Source organism: Enterococcus sp. AZ119 (assembly GCF_050546175.1).
Lineage (GTDB): Bacteria > Bacillota > Bacilli > Lactobacillales > Enterococcaceae > Enterococcus > Enterococcus faecalis.
In genome coordinates, this window is record NZ_CP172951.1 from 2,371,047 (window position 1) to 2,387,402 (window position 16,356).

Genomic DNA, 16,356 nt, shown 5'->3' on the forward strand with positions numbered 1-16,356 from the left:
TCACGATTCAAAAAAAGTATTCCTTTCTAGGAATACTTTTTAAATTAAATCGTTTGTGTGGTCGGGCGAACAACCATTTCACTGATTGACATACGATCTGGCGTGTCTATGGCAAAGACCACCGCTTGCGCAATGTCTTCCGCCTTTAAGCCCCAACTTAACTGTTCTAGATGTAACGTTTCAGCTACTACTCGATTAGAAATTGTTTGATAAAGTTCTGTTTGTACAGCACCTGGTGAAATAATCGTTGATTTAATGTTATTCTCTCTTTGTTCTTGTCGCAATCCTTCCATAATTGCTCGAACAGCAAACTTTGTTCCACAGTAGACAGCCGAATCTGGATAAACGACATGTCCTGCCACAGAATCAGTAGTAATAATCTGCCCTGATTTTTGTTCAACCATAATTGGAAGAACTGCCGCAATGCCATTTAAAACACCCATAATATTAATATCTAGCATTTGACGCCATTCTCCTTTTGGTGCTTCAATAAGAGGCGCCGTTGGCATAACTCCTGCATTGTTAAAAAGAACATCAATTCGTCCATATTTTTCCATTGTAAGCTTGATTACACGCTGAACTTCCTCTTCTTTCGTTACATCTGCTTGTTGCACGAGAATCTTTGCTTCAGGAAGTTCTTTTTTTATAGCAATTAAACGTTCTTGTCGACGTGCTGCAATGACTAACTTCGCTCCTTTTCTGGCAAGTAAACGGGCTGTTGCCTCACCGATGCCACTGGAAGCGCCCATGATAACAATAACTTTTTCTGATAATGATTTCATTATATTTCCTCCTTATCTTCCTGAATCCAACGAATAATTTTAGCTGGTGTTCCTGCAACAATAGCGTTAGCTGGCACATCTTTAGTTACAGTCGCATTAGCTGCTACGATAGCATTTTCACCAATCGTAATACCTGGTAAAACAGTGACACCCGCGCCTAACCACGCAAATTTTTTAATGGTAATTGGTGCTAGCAATACGCCTCGCCGTTTCATTGGCAGTTCCGGATGATTGACACTTAAGAGATTAACGCGCGGACCAATTAAAACATTGTCTTCAATTATAATGCCCCCTAAATCAACAAACATAGCTGCCCGATTAATAAAAATATTTTTACCAAAATGTATATTGCGTCCAAAATCTGTATAAAAAGGCAATAAAATCGTAACGGTTTCGTCAATTTTGTCTTGGATAATCGTGGCAAGAAGATTCCTTACTTCATTATGTGTATAGGCTTGTTGATTTAATTCTATTAAATAGCGACTATTTTCCTCTTGAATCTGATGAATAAGTTGAAATAGTGGTTCATCTTTATCAATGCTACCTGTTGCAATTAGTTCTTGGAGATTTTTTGTAAGCATTCCTAATCGCCTCCTTTTGCTAAATTTATCGTAATACGTGACAACTCCTCTGTCTAATACTTATAATAAATAGATAAGTATGCGTTTTAGTTATAGGAGGGAAAGTAATGGAATTACGAGTGATTCACTATTTCTTAGCAGTGGTCCAAGAAAAAACGATTAGTGGCGCAGCCAAACAATTGCATGTATCACAACCAACATTATCTAAGCAATTAAAAGAATTAGAGGAAGAATTAGGCGTGACATTATTTATACGAGGAAATCGACAAATACAATTAACACCTGAAGGAGAATATTTAGCTAAACAAGGGCAAGATATTTTAAGCTTAGCAAATAAAACAGTCACCAACTTGTCGCAAAATGAATTCATTAATGGCGAAATCACGATTGGTGGTGGCGAAACAAAAGCTATGTCTTTTTTAGCGAATGCACTACAACAAATAACAAGCCAGCACTCAGCTGATATTCACCTTCATTTATACAGTGGGAATGCAGATGATGTAATAGAACGGCTAGACAAAGGATTATTAGATTTTGGTTTAATTATTGAGCCTGCACCTAAACAAAAATATAGCTATTTAACATTACCAATTGTAGATACATGGGGCTTAATTACTGTAAAGGACCATCCCTTAGCCACTAAAAATGTTATTACTGCAGCCGATTTAAAAGAAGAACCTTTATTTATTTCTCGACAAGCACAAGTTCCGAGCCAACTCTCTGATTGGCTCGAAGCAAGTCTAGATCAGTTCCGAATCGTTGGGACCTACAACTTACTTTACAACGCTTCACTGATGGTAGAAGCTGGGCTAGGTAGCGCCCTAAGCATTGATGGTATTCTAGAAACAAAGCAAACAAATTTACGTTTTATCCCGCTATATCCTGCTTTAACAGCCAAAATTAGTTTAATTTGGCGCAAAAATACGGTTCTTTCCACAGCTGCTGCATTATTTTTAGAACAAATAAAAAAAAGTATTCAACGCCCTGAATAATAGGTCGTTGAATACTTTTTTAAATCATCACTGTGATCGTAGCTGCTGCCAAAATCAAAACTAAGCCGATAATCGTTACGGTCATTTCCTTGGCTGTTTTCTTTTGACCTAAGAACCAAATACCTGTCAACGTTGCAAGCACAACTGATGTTTGGGATAGAATAAAGCCAGTTGCCAAGCCGTTCATATCTGGCTGCGCTGAAATTAAATAAGTTAACGCTGCAAAGGCGAAGAAAAAGCCTGAAAAAATTTGTTTGTAAGAAACAGCTTCTATAAATGGGGATGTTTCCCCACCCTTAATAGTGACAACTGCTGAGTAAATAACTGCCACAATTACCATGCCTATTGCTTGTGGTAAAAAGGCATGCATGCCATCAATTGCCGTCGCTTGTGGTGCTGCAGAGTACGCCCAATAGCCGATTTCACCAACGGCTAATAGAAGAACTGCTTTTTTCATAATCCCAGCACTCTCAGCGGACTCCGTTTCCGACCAGACCGTCATTTTGGCACCAATCATGATTAACACTAAGGCAAATGCGCCTAACAATTTGGCTGTCGCACCTGGCCAGTTTCCTAAGAAAAAGACACCCCAGAGAGAAGCACCTAAAAGTTGGAACGCGGTCGTTACTGGCATGGCACGTGATGAACCAATCATCGTGAAGCATTTAAACGTAATGATTTGCGCACAGGCCCAACCGACACCAGATAAAATTGAAAAGAATAAATCCATGCCCGCGGGAAAAGCCAAACCATTAATCATTGAAAAAATAGCGGCAAAAATCAATGTTCCTAAACTGGTACCGAGAATTTGATTCACTGGACGACCACCAATTTTGGAAGCGATTGTTGGGAAAAGCCCCCAACCTAAAAGCGGTCCTAAACCGATTAATAATGCAGTCGCATTCATCTTTATTTCCCCTCTCTCGTTTAAAAGACAACGTTACTTTCTAATAAAATATTTGCGTAAGGAGTCATTTCCCCTGTCCGAATAAAGGCATGGCAGTTGTTTAATTCTTGTTTCATTTCTGTATGAGGAATAAAACTGATGGGAGTTTCTGGTAAACGAGTTTTAATTGCTGTCAACATGTCAGGATTTTCTGTTTTAATTTCTTCTGCTAAATAAATTCGTTGAACTGCCAATTCCTCAAGGACATTGTTTAAAACTTCCATAAAACTAGGTACGCCATTGGTAACTGCTAAATCAATTTTTTCTGTAGTCCGAGGCACTGGCATGCCTGCATCACCAATACTTAATTTATCAAAATGACCCATTTGTGCGATAACGCGGGAAATATCTGAATTAATAACTTTTGTTTTTTTCATGTCGCTCGCTCCTTTTTATTTGTCTGCCAATTCGTGTTGATAAGGAATCGAAGGTTGGGCTCCAAAACGTTGAACAGTCAACGAGGACGCCTTGTTTCCATAGCGAATAGCTTCTTCCAAATTGCTAAAATCTTTCTCTAATATACTACTTAATGCGCCAATAAAAGTATCGCCAGCAGCCGTTGTATCAACCGCTTTCACTTTAAAAGCAGGCACAATACCACTTCGTCCATTGACGTCATAAAAGGCGCCTTTACTACCTACTGTAATAATTACTGCTTCAATCCCTAATTGATGAAGTGCTTCTGCGGCTTTACGCATACTCGCTTCATCTGTGATTTTAATGCCTGTTAAAATTTCAGTTTCTGTTTCATTTGGTACAATCATATCTGTCACGTTTAGTAATTCTTCAGGAACTTGTTCTAACGCAGGTGCGGGATTTAAAATCGTTTTGACGCCTGCTTTTTTAGCAATTTTAAACGCTGCAATCGTACTATCAATCGCACTTTCAAATTGGGCAATCACAAAATCACTTTTTTCAATAATTTCTTGATGTTCCTGGACTTGTTTTGGCGTAAAGGCGTTATTGGCTCCTGCGTAAATCATAATGCTATTTTCACCAGCGTTATCTACCATAATAAAGGCTTGGCCAGTAGCTGTTTTCTCTAAAGTGGTGACCCCAGTTAAATTAATTTCATCTTGACTCATTAAATCAGTCATCATAGCTCCAGCGCCATCATTTCCCACAGCACCAATAAAATATGTTTCTGCGCCTGAACGTTTCGCTGCAACTGCTTGGTTTGCTCCTTTACCACCACCTGCTGTAAAATGTTCAATGGCGTGAATTGTTTCGCCTGGTTTTGGCATTTCTTTGACTCTTAATGTTGTGTCTAAATTGATACTTCCGATAATTGTAACCGCGTTCATTTTCATCCACCTCAATAAAATTTATTTTTTCATTCTAATTAAAACGTTTTAGTAAAACGTTTTAATTCCACAACAAAAATATAGCACACCTTGAAAGCTATTTCAAGGGTGCTGTCGAAAATCGTTCAATCAGTTGGACAGGCAAGGTTTGCTCCTCCCAATCTTTTGCAGGCTGATGGATTCTTTCCAATAATAAAGTCGCCGTAGTTTGCCCCAATTGAAAAACAGGTTGAGCAATTGTTGTTAGCGGCGGCGAAACATACTCGCACATATCAACATTGTCATAACCAATAATACTATAATCCTCAGGAATTTTTTTGCCCGCTTCTGCTAATCCTCGATATAAACCAAAAGCAATTTCATCATTGATAGCAAAAATTCCGGTGCTCTCTGTTTTTAAAATTTCGGGGACAGCTTGGTAGCCGCCGGTTTTTGATAATTCTGTTTCGATCAACTGGACCTTTTCCGTATAAACAGAACAAAAACCTTTTAACCGTTGCTGAATATTGACTGGCGCATGTGGTGGCATTACCACGACGACCTGTTTATGTCGTTGCTCTTGTAAATGTTTTGCTGCTAGTTGCCCACCTCTATAATCGTCTGTCAAAACAGCATCGCTAAAGCCTTCTGCTTTTTTTTGGTCAAGTACAATAAACGGAATCTTTTTCGCACGTAGCGTTTCATTAATCGTTTGATTGGAAATTTCAGAACTTGCAATCACAAAGCCATCGACACTACGACGAATCAACTCTGTTAAATATTCATGTTCTCTTGTAACATCTTGGTCCGCATTGCATAACATCAGTATAAAATTTTCTTTGTATAAAACACTTTCAATTCCTCGAATCAATTGCGCGAAAAATGGATTGGTAATGTCAGGTACGATTACGCCAATCGTCTTACTTTTTTTCATCACCATACGTTGCGCAAAATAGTCGGGCTGATAGTTTAATCGCTCTTTTGCAGCCAATACTTTTTCGACCGTTTTCCCACTAAACCGTGCCCCATTCCCGTTTAAAATTTGTGAAACGGTAGTAATGGAGACACCTGAGTCATTGGCAACATCTTTAATTGTAACCTTTTTATTTGTCATCCTACTTCTCTCCTTGCCGTGAACGCGCCCATTCACCGGACCTCTTAATCTCATTTAATTTACTACAATCATTTACTTTACGCAACCACAAATAAATACGTACATTCGTTTAAACCGTCCTTTCACCCCTTCAACAAATTTCGTTGTTCTACTTTTAAAATGTTATACTGTAGAAAAAATGATTTACTTTTTGCTGAATGGAGGGCCTTAATTGAAAAAGAAATCGATTGGTTTGTTGTTAGCTAGCGCATATTTGTTTCACGCACGTTCTCGTCAAAAATCCTTAAAAGCCTGTCTTTTTGAAGATTCTTTACGTCTTTCCCAAATTGCTCGCCTTGAACGAAATCCGAAAGTCACCAAGGCTTTTTATCATTGGCAACGATCACTAAATGAACAAGTAACTTTGCCAAAACATTTACGTCATCTTTTTCCTCTTCAAGAAATGACTCAATTTCCTACGATGTATCGCATGTCAAACTCCGTTATTGCGCCTACCAAGAAAGCTGTACTATACCTGCACGGTGGGGGCTTTACATTGAATCTTGCCTATAGCCAATTAGACTTTAGTTATAAACTAATTGAAGATCTCCCTTTTGCAACAGATTATTTTATCCCTGTATATCCATTAGCACCAAATAAGTCTTTTGCTGATATTTATAATCATTGCTATGCTGCTTACCAAGAAATTTTACAGCATTATGATCCCGAAGATGTTATTTTATTAGGTGATTCTGCTGGTGGCACATTGGTTTTAAACGTATTGCAGAATTTAGCCATCGATTTCCCTGAACGCTTACCAAAAGCTGCTGTTTTAATTTCTCCTTGGTTAGATGGACATTTAGACATTCCCGTTGCCAAAAGTTATCAAAAAAAGGACAAAATGATTGGCATGAACTATTTACAATTAATTGCCCAAGAGATTGACGACACAGCCAATCACTCCACGCTTTCTTTAAATTGCTTGTCCTTTGATTATCAAAAATTTCCGCCACTTTTTTTCGTGGGCGGCACACATGAAGTTTTTTGCCCTTCCTATCACCAATTTTTAAAACAATTAGGGCCACGACCACAAGATACTTGCCGATTGGTGCCTGGCATGCAACACGTTTTCGCAATGAAACAATACTTGCCAGAAGGACGACAAGCGCGGAAACAAATTGCACAGTTTATCCAAGAACAATGGTAAAAGGCAAATGAGACAGAAGTCAAAACGACTTCTGTCCCACTTGCCTTTTTGTAGAAGAAAACACTTAGTTTTCTTCGGCGACTTTTTTCTCCCGCATAGTCAAAACAGCGCTAGCCAAAAGAACAACCACTACAAAAGCAATGATTCCTCCTACTAAAAGACTCGGACCTGCCTCACCTAATTTGCCTAAAAATAGGCCTGGGATTAAATAATCTGTATCCGCAAACGTTGAGGATGCTAACTGTAGATCACCCAAGACTGGTAAAATGAATAACGGTAACCAACTAATTAATAAGCCATTAAACGCAGCACCTAAAATCGCTCCCCGACGTCCCCCTGTGGAATTTCCAAAAACGCCTGCCGCGGCACCACAGAAAAAGTGCCCGACAACGCCTGGTATAATCACGGTGGTATTCAGACCAACCATCGCTAACATTGAAATAGTTCCCACAATAAAGCTCGCAAAGAACCCAATCAAGACAGCGTTTGGCGCATAAGGAAAGATAATGGGAACATCAAGTGCTGGTTTAGAATTAGGCACTAATTTTTTAGCAATTCCTTGGAAAGCTGGCACAATTTCTCCTAAAACCATCCGCACACCCTGTAAAACCACAACGAAACCAGCCGTAAAGGTTCCTGCTTGAATTAATGAAAAAATAATCGCATTTTCGCCATTGCTTAACTCATGCTCGACATAACCTGTCCCAGCCAGCAAAGCCAAAATCACATAGACAATCGACATCAAAATCATAATTGAGATGGTTGAGTCTCTTAAAAAACCAAAACTTTTAGGAATTTTAATATCTTCCGTTGACTTTTCTTTATTCCCAAAGACTTTTCCAATAAAGCCACTTGCCGCATAACCAATATTCCCTGTATGCCCCATTGCTACTTTATCATTTCCAGTAATTTGTTTCATAAAGGGCTGACAAAGAGCAGGTGTCACTGTTAATAAAGTTCCTTCAAATAAACCACCTAAAAGAATCATTGGCAAACTAACGCTAAAACCGGCCCCCACTAAAATAACAGCTGTCAAACACGAAACGTACATCATCGCTTGACCTGTCAAAAAGATATATTTAAAACGTGTAAAACGCGCCAACAGAATATTAACAACCATGCCCACCAACATAATCAGAGCAGTTGGTGTCCCATATTGTTGCAAGGCAATCGCTACAACCGCTTCATTACTAGGAACCACGCCTTGTGTATTTAACGCGGTTTGGAACATCTCCGCAAAGGGCGTTAACGAGTTCGCTAATAGCCCTGCGCCACCAATTAAAACTAAAAAGCCGACGAATGTTTTCAACGTTCCTTGAACAACATCAGAAAATTTCTTTTTCTGTAAAACTAATCCCAACAAAGCAATTAATGAAACCAGAATCGCTGGCTGGCTAACAATTGAAACAAATAAATTCAATAAAGTTTCCATGTTTTTCCTCCTTCTTATTGATGTGCAATGCCATTGTCATCTAAAACTTTCAAGACTTTCTCCTTCGTTTCATCGTAATCAATAATCGCATTTAAAGGAATGATTTTTTCAGCAGGAATTGACCCTAAAGCATCTTGCAATGTTTTTTCGACAAAGAAGTAATCAGCCATATCGCCACTGGCACTCCCGACATCTGTGTGATCAATTTGAAAATTATCTGTATCAACACCGACTTCCTCTAAAATTTGTTGGATATTCATTTGCACCATAAAACTTGTTCCTAAACCACTTTGACAAACTGTAAAAATCTTCATCTTATTTCTCTCCTTCTTGGATAATTGATAGTATTTCTGGGACGGTTTCAGCCGCCACTAAGCGATGTAATGATTCTTTTTTTGATAGAATTTTTGTCAGACTAGATAAGGCCCGTAAATGTGTTTCGTTATCTGAAGCAGCTAAACAAATAAAAAGGTGAATTTCATGCTTAGGATCTTCTAATAAATCGACACTTTTTTGGATTTTTAGTAATGACATGCCTAACTGATTAACGCCATCTTCTGGTCGCGCATGAGGCAATGCTACGTCTGGACAGATATGGATAAATGGCCCAAACGATTCGACTTTTTGAATCATTGCATCAATGTACTTTTCCGTAATACTGCCATTTTTTAATAACGGCTTGGCAGCTTCTGTAATTCCCGCTCGCCAGTCTGCAACTTCAGGCAGGACTTGGACTGTTTCTGTTGTTAATAATTCCGATAACATTGGACGCAGATCCTCCTCTTTTTCTAAAATTTTGTTCATTTTACGATGCAAGACACGATATAACTGCGCTTCTGTGACTCCTTTTTTTAAGGAAATGTAAGGTTTTAAGGCATCTAAAATATCTTTAACATCTGGCATGGAAATACCTGGCAATAGCCAATCTGATTGAACTTGGTGCATCAATTGATTTTTCTCCAAAGAGCTCATAATGGGCTTGGTAAGATAAACCTTTTTGGCTGTTTCAATAGGGACCGTTGAGAAAATGATGTCATAGCTTTTTTCAGATACATTCTCTATTTCCCTCACCGCATTCGTTTCTTTAAATTCAATCATTGGAAATAGCCGACGCAATTCCGATTGCAAAATCAACGAAGAACTGATGCCACTGGGACAAACAATTAGCGCTTTTAGCTTTTCTTGCCGCTGTTCATTTTTTTGCCCGAAAATTTCTCCACCAAATAATATGGTAAAAAAACCGATTTCCTCTGACGGGATTGACCGTTTCGTTAATTTTTCTAAAGGAGCTAACGCTTGTTCACAAAGATGATAAAGCGACCGATACGATTGTCGAATATCCTTGATTAAAACATTCGGCAAGTAAAAGCCATAGTTAATCCGAAAATAGGCAGGAACCAGATGATAATACACATTCATGAGCAATTCACGAGGCTGCTCAAATTGAACGACGGCCAATAATTCCATTTTCCGAATAATTTCACCAGAAATATCTAATAAAAACTCTAACTTCGTATCTCGCAATTCTCCTTGCAAGGCTGTCATTAAACAAATCGTGAAAAAAAGACTCTCAGTTTCTACATTCGCCACTGGCCCAACTAAATCACTTAAAATACGACGACTGACGGGATAAGCGCGTAAGGACTGAATTAACTGGTTCTCAGGCCAGACGACTGTTTTATATTTGCCTAATCTTTTTTGAGAAAAAGCAAGAAAGTAACTAATTTCATCTAATCTGCTGGGTACCAGTTGAAGCTGTGCTTCCTGGACGGCTAATTGAATGCCGTCACGCATTTTTGCGTATTGGCTCATTTGATGCTGACTGAGCCAGCAAAATAAAGCAAAGGTGCCCGACTTTTGTTGTAAGAGGCGGGCAAGCCAATTTTTCCCGAAACGACGAATCCGAAATTCATCTCCTTCTAGGTAAAACCCTCGTTTTCGTTCGTAGGATAAAGCAATGTTTTCAGTTGCTAGTTGGTGTCGTACTTTTTTGATGTCCGCTAAAATAGTGCCTTTCGAAACGTCTAAAAAATTTTGATAATGATACACCGATAGTTCTTCGATTTCTGAATAAGTGAGCAAAAAAATAAGTGCTTGTCTTTCTGTTTCGCTATAGATCACTTGACGTTGTTGAAAAAGTTGTTTTCCCCATTCATTTGCGGAAAGGTTTGGAATGCTGACGGTATTCTGTTGAACTTCTCCGCCTATTGTCGAAAGTTGTGTCACTAATTCTCGTTGCGAAAGATCGGTTATTTGTTGAGCCAAAGAGAGCGCAATTTTTTGCCCTGCATACTCGTCAAGGAGATAACTTATTTTATAATTCACAGCTGTGTCCTCCTCCTGTAATCATCATATAATGATAGCGCTTTATTTTCTATCTAAGTTGGGTACAAATGTCTACTGTACTTTTTTGATAAATTGTACCGTTCTTTATTTTAAAGTTAACAAAAACCCGTTGCAAGTTTCTTAAAAACTTACAACGGGTTTTCTTTATGTTAATTGTGTTTGTAATGCGATATTCAGCAAAATAGCCACCGCCACCCAGCCACCACACATCACCAGAAGCAGCCAACTAAACATTGATTGTTTTACTAAAGACTGCTTAGGCTTTGCCAGATGTACAAAATTCATGCTATTTACTAAGAACAGTAAAAATAAAGCAAAACAAAGGACGGCCAAGCCAGCACAAATCCAAATCCACATCGTAATCTCCATCTATATTCCTCCTTCTACATTAACTCTATTTATAAAAACAGCACATTATTTTTCCTTTTTCCTTTTTTTATTCAAATAATAGAAACTTGTTAGTACTACGAGTAAACAGGCAATACCAAGGCTGTAAAGCCACGTGCTATTTCGTTCACCTGTCCTTGGTAATGACGTCTGTGCATTAGTCGGATTCGTTTTAGCAGTGGTTTTTCTGCTCACTTTGTCTTGTTGTTGTGACGTTTTTTTATCTTTATCAGTGACTGGTTGCTCTATTGGCTTAATGACACCTTCCGTTTTTAGTGGCTCTTTCCCTCCATAGAACGTTACACCGATATTCGTTTGCCCTACTTCTTCTGCAAAACTTTCAGAAGAAACAATTAGACTCGCAATGCCAACGGTTAAAAGTATTCCCAACGTCACCAGAAGTGACCCTTTACTTTTCATTGTCATCATAGCGTGCTCCTTGTCTATTTTTCAAGGCTGCCTGTTTTTCTTGTTGTAAATAGGCTTGTTGTTTCAGTGTTGCTTTCTGTTGCGTAAAACGCCAAATAGCTAGAATTAGACTCACAATTGTTGCAGCTAACAAGCCATAAAAAGCTTGATTCCACCAAGTCGGTAGGACCAATTTCACTACTGCTTCTTTATTTAATTTTTTGGCTTCTTGACTACTGATGGTAAATTCTTGCTTAAACGGCCACACTTGTTGTTCATCTTCTTTCAAGACCGCTTTTCCTTCAAAAATATAGGTTCCTGGACGAACATCTTCTTTCCCGAAATCTAAATGGAAGTTCATCGTCGAATTTGGCGCAAAACGAACACTTGGTAAAATCCGTTTGGCATATTCTTTCGTTTCGCCTTTTTTCGTTACTTTTCCTTCTAAACGCACTTCAGGAAAAATAGCGGATGTCGGATTCTGAATAACCGCTTGGACCGATTTATTTCCTAAAGCAATGGTCGGAACTAATTTAACTAATTGAAGAGTCTCTGCTAGATACATCGGTGTATCTTCTGACATTCGTAAAGCAATTGCTACATTAAATCCATATCGACTGGTTAAACCCGTTGATTTTCCTTTTTCTTCCTTTTCATCTTCTGCAAGCGAAGCATAAACACCACCCAAAACTAATCCTTGGAAACCATTCGCTGGAATTTCGACAGTCATTTTGGCTGTTACGGTTTTCTTAGCGGGAACTTTTACATGTTCCTCAGGTAATTTAATTAATGTTGTCAAGGGTACTTTTAAACTTGAATCTGGTTTTTTCTCGAAATCATTGTACACAATTAAACCATTGTCATTCGTCACAGCATTCGCCAAATTTAAATCAATCGTCAATTCTTCATCTGTTTTATTAATTAAAGATAATTCGACTTCTTGTTTCTGTCCTGGTTTTACAATGAGATCGTAGTAGGATTGCGTATTTTTCGCTTGATTCTCAGGAATATTGGGCTTAACTGTAAATTTTGTATTCATGTTGTCATCCGCTTCTTCTGCTTGTACAGCAGAAGGGATGCTTAATGCCATCACACAAATAAAAACTGTGACGATTAGCCAGCGCATTGTCTTCATTATTTGTTCCTCCTATGTATCGAAAAGGAGCCGTGCACCACTGCGCAGCTCCTTTTCTAGTAATGCAGTATTCTCGTTAGTAACTTTTTATGGCGCAGCCACTAATGTCCAAGTTACGTTACCTGTATACGCACCATTTGTAATTTGTGAACTAGGTGTTGTAATGTTTAATTTTACATTTGATAATTCAGAATCCCATGTACCTTGACCTTTACCAACTGCTGCTGTAGCAATTGATACAGCTGCTCCACCTACTGGAATAGTTGTTCCAGCAAATTCAGGACTTCCTGGATCTGCTGCAAAGGCAGCCACATCACGTGAGTATGTTTTTGCTGTTTCATCGTATTTAGCTACTGCTCCTGTTTGCGCAAAGGTAATTGAACCTTCTAAAGTAGCAGTACCATTTTTCATTTCAGCAACGCCTGCAGTAACTGACCAACCCGCTTGTGTTCCACGAACATCCCCGACCGCATAACGTTTTGTTTGTGTACCATTTGCATCTAATGAAATCGCTGATAAATCAGAACTAACTTCTGTCGAAGCAAATTTGAATTCTGTTGGAACATATAACAAATCAAAGTTAGTATTCGTACCTGGTTCTGGTTCTTGGGTACTTCCATCTTCTCCATCACCATTACCACCTGGTAATGAACCACTCGTCATTTCTACGTTTGCTGGTGTTGTACCAGTCGTTGTTGCATGTGCTGCTGCAGGAGCGATGCTTGCCCCTAAAATTGCCGTTCCTGCAAATAAAGTTACCAATGTTTTTTTCTTCATTTTACTCTCTCCTTTATATCTTGGTTAATTAATGAATAAAAAAGTGAAAAACTTTTCTATCTCAGTAGAACGTAAACTAAGTATAGCGAAAAAAAGACTGCTTGTGATTTCAAATTTTAAACACCTCATGCAAAAAAAATGAATTTACTATAACAGCAAGGTTCCAACGACTTTTTGTGTCTTTGAAAACGTAATTTTCAAAAAATATATTGTTTTTTTTCACATATAAAGTAGTAATTTTATAAAAAAACAGCGAGAAAACGTCAAAACATTAGTAACAAACACTAACATTTTGACGTTTTCTCGCATTTATTAAATCGAAATTTCCTCAATATTTTTAAAAAAAATAGTGAAAACTAAAATTATATCGTTTTCATAGACAAAACGTACATTTTTTCTTACGAAAATTGATAATCACTCGCTGACTATTCTCTAATCAAAGCTTGCGTTGTACAGCGGAAGGAACCACCTAACATTCTAGAAACATGGTAATCAATTGCCTCAACTTTGATACCTTTTGCTTCTATTTGAGGAATTAAAGTTGTAAACGATTGGTCCGTTATATACGTTTCTTCGTTAAGCGGTAGACCATTTGTCACTAAATACGCTGCTTCTTGCAAAGTAACGTGAATTTTTTCCCAGTTTGCTAATTGCGCAGGAAGTCCATCCAAAAAGGCCTCTTCACAAACAATCATCAAGCCTTCTCTCAACAAGCTCAACGCACAATCTAAGTGGAGAATATGCGGATGTAACCGAACCGGCACCACTTCATAACCAAAATGACCAATCATATTGGCTAACCACTGAATTCCTGCTAGGTTACTTGCCAAGCCAGAGTAGCCCACAAAAATTGTTGTTCCTAGAACTAAAACATCGCCGCCTTCAATAAAGGGACCTGCTTCACTTAAAGCCCCTTCAGAAATGTCAGGTTGTGGCGCAGCAAAATAATAGCCTTCTGCTTCTTGTGTCCACTGCTGAATAATCGGACGAATTGGTAAAATTTCTTGTCGACGGTGTTGAAATCTTAAGTTTCCTTCTATTAAGAGATTGCCAATTGTAAAAAAAGGGTCCCGTGAAAAGAAGTTACTATATCCTACGCCCAATTCCTTGCCATGTTCTTTTTCATAGGTTGTCAATAAACGTGGACGAAATACTTCTACGCCATAAGATTCTAATACTCCTTGCATGACTTCTTTTTCTTTTTCCCAACGCACTTGTTGTTCTGGTGCAAAGTCTGCTAAATCACGCCCTTCATTATTCTGTGTTAAACGGGCATTTTCCTCTGTTAAAAAAGTCGTATCCGCTTCATCAAATTTATCTGGTAAACAAAATTGCGATTGTGCTAAAACAACTGAACGCAACGGTGCAAATTCACTTTCAACATGCATTTTTTTCATTATTTGACCTCACTTTTATCTGGTTACCTTCATTATAACAGAGATAAAATTTTTATGCCTTCAATGAAGAAAAAGCAGAACTTCTATACGTTCTGCTTTTTCTTCATTTTGTTATTTACCAATACCTTTATCTTTAATCTCAGCTTTTTGCCCGGTGCCATCTACTAAGCCAAAAATAATCTTCGCTTGGTCTGTATTATCAATTTGTCCTGAAAAAGCTTCTGCTTGTGGGCCATAAGCATAGACATTTACATCTTCTCCTGTGTGTCCGCCAGTAGTCCAACCAGTATTCGAACGTTCATCAAAAATCTTTCTTAATGCCTGAGCGATTTTTTCAACATCTTTTGACTCCGCCGCTGTTTTCACTGCTTTCAATTCAGCCTCACTTAATTGAAAATCAATATACTCAGTCACTGTTTTTTCCACATTACCATTTTTAATAATTTCTTCTGCCATGAAATCAGGCGTGCGTTTTGCCGCATGTAAAGGCTCCGTCAACCAGTTGTATTGATCTCCTTTGCCTAAAGACAAGCCACCTGTTGAATGATCTGCAGTTGTAACCACCAATGTTTCACCATCTTTTTTGGCAAAATCGATGGCCTTTTCAAACGCCGCTTCGAAGTCTTGCATTTCGCTCATCGCGCCAACAATATCATTGCTATGCCCGGCCCAATCAATTTGACTACCTTCAACCATTAAAAAGAAACCTTTTTCATTTTTATCTAACCGTTGAAGAGCCGCTTCTGTCATATCAGCTAATGAAGGGACTTCTTCCGTTCGGTCAATCATTTTAGGTAGCCCGCCTGGTGCAAACAAGCCTAAAATTTTGTCGTCTTGGTTCTCATTTAACGACTTTTTGTCTGTGACATGACCATAACCCGCTTGGGAAAATTCTTTGACTAAATCACGATCTTTCCGGGCAAATAATTCGGAGCCGCCGCCAAGTAACACATCGACTTTGTGTTGTCCGTCGATTTGATCATCAAAATAGTCATCGGCGATTTCTGCCATATTTTTGCGTGAAACATTATGTGCGCCATATGCAGCAGGGGTTGCATGTGTTATTTCAGATGTTGCTACAAGACCCGTTGATTTCCCCACTTTTTTCGCACGTTCCAGCACTGTTTCTGTTTTGGACTTGTCATTATCGAGTGCAATAGCATTATTATAGGTTTTCACTCCGGCAGCCATCGCTGTCGCTGCGGAAGCTGAATCGGTGACATTCTCTTCTTCATCTTCTGGATAAGTGGCTTGCTGTCCGACCAAATAGGTATCAAAAGCTGTTTGGGGAACACGCTTGTCTGAGTGATTGGCTTTGAAATAGCGATAGCCCGTTGTATACGGATTCCCCATGCCATCTCCAATCATAAAAATAACATTTTTTACTGATGCTTTTTCAGATTCAGTTGCCTTCGCTTCAGCAACCTCTGTTTGTTTTTCGCCGCTTTTCTGTTCAGATAAATTTGTACAACCCGCTAATGTTGTGAATGTTAATAAGGTAACCCCTAGCAAAGCTCTTTTCTTCATTTCCTTGTTTCCTCCTTCATATCTACCCATACATTGACTATAACAAGTCTTAGTTGATTTCTG

17 protein-coding genes are annotated in these 16,356 nt (G+C 38.6%); 2 read left to right on the top strand and 15 right to left on the bottom strand.

The genetic code is table 11. The annotated features are described in order from the left end of the window. Positions 1–44: 44 nt before the first annotated feature. Both IGL37_RS11545 and IGL37_RS11550 read right to left on the bottom strand, forming a co-directional pair. Complete coding sequence (locus tag IGL37_RS11545) at positions 45–782, bottom strand: SDR family oxidoreductase (RefSeq protein ID WP_033596716.1); 738 nt, start codon at positions 780–782, stop codon at positions 45–47. After that, complete coding sequence (locus IGL37_RS11550; RefSeq protein ID WP_002355105.1) at positions 782–1,363, bottom strand: DapH/DapD/GlmU-related protein; 582 nt, start codon at positions 1,361–1,363, stop codon at positions 782–784. The genes IGL37_RS11545 and IGL37_RS11550 overlap by 1 nt, the downstream gene beginning before the upstream one ends. Before the next feature lie 107 nt (positions 1,364–1,470). Here IGL37_RS11550 and IGL37_RS11555 point away from each other — a divergent pair, with 107 nt between their 5' ends. Continuing rightward, the gene (locus IGL37_RS11555) at positions 1,471–2,355 is read left to right on the top strand and encodes a LysR family transcriptional regulator (protein ID WP_002365269.1); all 885 of its coding nucleotides are present in this window, start codon (positions 1,471–1,473) and stop codon (positions 2,353–2,355) included. A gap of 19 nt (positions 2,356–2,374) precedes the next feature. On the opposite strand, the gene rbsU is transcribed toward IGL37_RS11555, so the two are convergent. The 4 genes from rbsU to rbsR form a co-directional block, all read right to left on the bottom strand. Next, positions 2,375–3,262, bottom strand: coding sequence for a ribose/proton symporter RbsU (gene rbsU, locus IGL37_RS11560; protein ID WP_002355103.1), 888 nt, complete (start codon positions 3,260–3,262; stop codon positions 2,375–2,377). A gap of 20 nt (positions 3,263–3,282) precedes the next feature. After that, positions 3,283–3,678 carry a D-ribose pyranase gene (gene rbsD / locus IGL37_RS11565; protein ID WP_002355102.1) on the bottom strand — a complete coding sequence of 132 codons (396 nt, stop codon included), beginning with the start codon at positions 3,676–3,678 and terminating at the stop codon, positions 3,283–3,285. A gap of 15 nt (positions 3,679–3,693) precedes the next feature. Then, a complete protein-coding gene (gene rbsK, locus IGL37_RS11570; protein ID WP_002381157.1) occupies positions 3,694–4,611 on the bottom strand; it encodes a ribokinase in 918 nt (305 codons plus the stop codon). A 91-nt stretch (positions 4,612–4,702) separates the two neighbouring features. Continuing rightward, positions 4,703–5,698, bottom strand: a complete 996-nt coding sequence (rbsR, locus tag IGL37_RS11575) for a ribose utilization transcriptional repressor RbsR (RefSeq protein WP_002370032.1) — start codon at positions 5,696–5,698, stop codon at positions 4,703–4,705. A gap of 211 nt (positions 5,699–5,909) precedes the next feature. On the opposite strand from rbsR, the gene IGL37_RS11580 reads away from it, so the two are divergent. Continuing rightward, complete coding sequence (locus IGL37_RS11580) at positions 5,910–6,884, top strand: alpha/beta hydrolase (protein ID WP_002414146.1); 975 nt, start codon at positions 5,910–5,912, stop codon at positions 6,882–6,884. 64 nt (positions 6,885–6,948) lie between these two features. Here IGL37_RS11580 and IGL37_RS11585 read toward each other — a convergent pair whose 3' ends face one another. The 9 genes from IGL37_RS11585 to IGL37_RS11625 all read right to left on the bottom strand — a co-directional run bounded on the left by IGL37_RS11585 (position 6,949) and on the right by IGL37_RS11625 (position 16,323). Further along, positions 6,949–8,316 (bottom strand): PTS ascorbate transporter subunit IIC, encoded by a 1,368-nt coding sequence (locus IGL37_RS11585; RefSeq protein ID WP_016622105.1) that lies wholly within the window; start codon positions 8,314–8,316, stop codon positions 6,949–6,951. 14 nt (positions 8,317–8,330) lie between these two features. Then, the gene (locus IGL37_RS11590; RefSeq protein WP_002367331.1) at positions 8,331–8,630 is read right to left on the bottom strand and encodes a PTS sugar transporter subunit IIB; all 300 of its coding nucleotides are present in this window, start codon (positions 8,628–8,630) and stop codon (positions 8,331–8,333) included. A gap of 1 nt (position 8,631) precedes the next feature. Then, positions 8,632–10,641: a BglG family transcription antiterminator gene (locus tag IGL37_RS11595; RefSeq protein ID WP_002394059.1), complete on the bottom strand. Its 2,010-nt coding sequence runs from the start codon at positions 10,639–10,641 to the stop codon at positions 8,632–8,634. 165 nt (positions 10,642–10,806) lie between these two features. Further along, a complete protein-coding gene (locus IGL37_RS11600; protein WP_002355093.1) occupies positions 10,807–11,031 on the bottom strand; it encodes a hypothetical protein in 225 nt (74 codons plus the stop codon). Between the two features lie 45 nt (positions 11,032–11,076). Then, positions 11,077–11,478, bottom strand: a complete 402-nt coding sequence (locus IGL37_RS11605) for an LPXTG cell wall anchor domain-containing protein (RefSeq protein WP_002355092.1) — start codon at positions 11,476–11,478, stop codon at positions 11,077–11,079. Further along, positions 11,459–12,592 (bottom strand): DUF916 and DUF3324 domain-containing protein, encoded by a 1,134-nt coding sequence (locus IGL37_RS11610; RefSeq protein WP_002385299.1) that lies wholly within the window; start codon positions 12,590–12,592, stop codon positions 11,459–11,461. The genes IGL37_RS11605 and IGL37_RS11610 overlap by 20 nt, the downstream gene beginning before the upstream one ends. Before the next feature lie 87 nt (positions 12,593–12,679). Continuing rightward, entirely contained in the window at positions 12,680–13,369 is a 690-nt protein-coding gene (locus IGL37_RS11615) for a WxL domain-containing protein (protein ID WP_002355089.1), read from the bottom strand. Positions 13,370–13,794: 425 nt separating this feature from the next. Then, the gene (locus IGL37_RS11620) at positions 13,795–14,766 is read right to left on the bottom strand and encodes a dimethylarginine dimethylaminohydrolase family protein (protein WP_002367340.1); all 972 of its coding nucleotides are present in this window, start codon (positions 14,764–14,766) and stop codon (positions 13,795–13,797) included. A 111-nt stretch (positions 14,767–14,877) separates the two neighbouring features. Continuing rightward, the gene (locus IGL37_RS11625) at positions 14,878–16,323 is read right to left on the bottom strand and encodes an alkaline phosphatase (protein ID WP_002392525.1); all 1,446 of its coding nucleotides are present in this window, start codon (positions 16,321–16,323) and stop codon (positions 14,878–14,880) included. Between the last annotated feature and the right edge of the window lie 33 nt (positions 16,324–16,356).

Bases quoted from the DNA above. Each gene is read 5' to 3' on its own strand.
- IGL37_RS11545 (WP_033596716.1), bottom strand. From the start codon at position 782: ATGAAATCATTATCAGAAAAAGTTATTGTTATCATGGGCGCTTCCAGT.
- IGL37_RS11550 (WP_002355105.1), bottom strand. From the start codon at position 1,363: ATGCTTACAAAAAATCTCCAAGAACTAATTGCAACAGGTAGCATTGAT.
- IGL37_RS11555 (WP_002365269.1), top strand. From the start codon at position 1,471: ATGGAATTACGAGTGATTCACTATTTCTTAGCAGTGGTCCAAGAAAAA.
- rbsU (WP_002355103.1), bottom strand. From the start codon at position 3,262: ATGAATGCGACTGCATTATTAATCGGTTTAGGACCGCTTTTAGGTTGG.
- rbsD (WP_002355102.1), bottom strand. From the start codon at position 3,678: ATGAAAAAAACAAAAGTTATTAATTCAGATATTTCCCGCGTTATCGCA.
- rbsK (WP_002381157.1), bottom strand. From the start codon at position 4,611: ATGAAAATGAACGCGGTTACAATTATCGGAAGTATCAATTTAGACACA.
- rbsR (WP_002370032.1), bottom strand. From the start codon at position 5,698: ATGACAAATAAAAAGGTTACAATTAAAGATGTTGCCAATGACTCAGGT.
- IGL37_RS11585 (WP_016622105.1), bottom strand. From the start codon at position 8,316: ATGGAAACTTTATTGAATTTATTTGTTTCAATTGTTAGCCAGCCAGCG.
- IGL37_RS11590 (WP_002367331.1), bottom strand. From the start codon at position 8,630: ATGAAGATTTTTACAGTTTGTCAAAGTGGTTTAGGAACAAGTTTTATG.
- IGL37_RS11600 (WP_002355093.1), bottom strand. From the start codon at position 11,031: ATGGAGATTACGATGTGGATTTGGATTTGTGCTGGCTTGGCCGTCCTT.
- IGL37_RS11605 (WP_002355092.1), bottom strand. From the start codon at position 11,478: ATGATGACAATGAAAAGTAAAGGGTCACTTCTGGTGACGTTGGGAATA.
- IGL37_RS11610 (WP_002385299.1), bottom strand. From the start codon at position 12,592: ATGAAGACAATGCGCTGGCTAATCGTCACAGTTTTTATTTGTGTGATG.
- IGL37_RS11615 (WP_002355089.1), bottom strand. From the start codon at position 13,369: ATGAAGAAAAAAACATTGGTAACTTTATTTGCAGGAACGGCAATTTTA.
- IGL37_RS11620 (WP_002367340.1), bottom strand. From the start codon at position 14,766: ATGAAAAAAATGCATGTTGAAAGTGAATTTGCACCGTTGCGTTCAGTT.
- IGL37_RS11625 (WP_002392525.1), bottom strand. From the start codon at position 16,323: ATGGGTAGATATGAAGGAGGAAACAAGGAAATGAAGAAAAGAGCTTTG.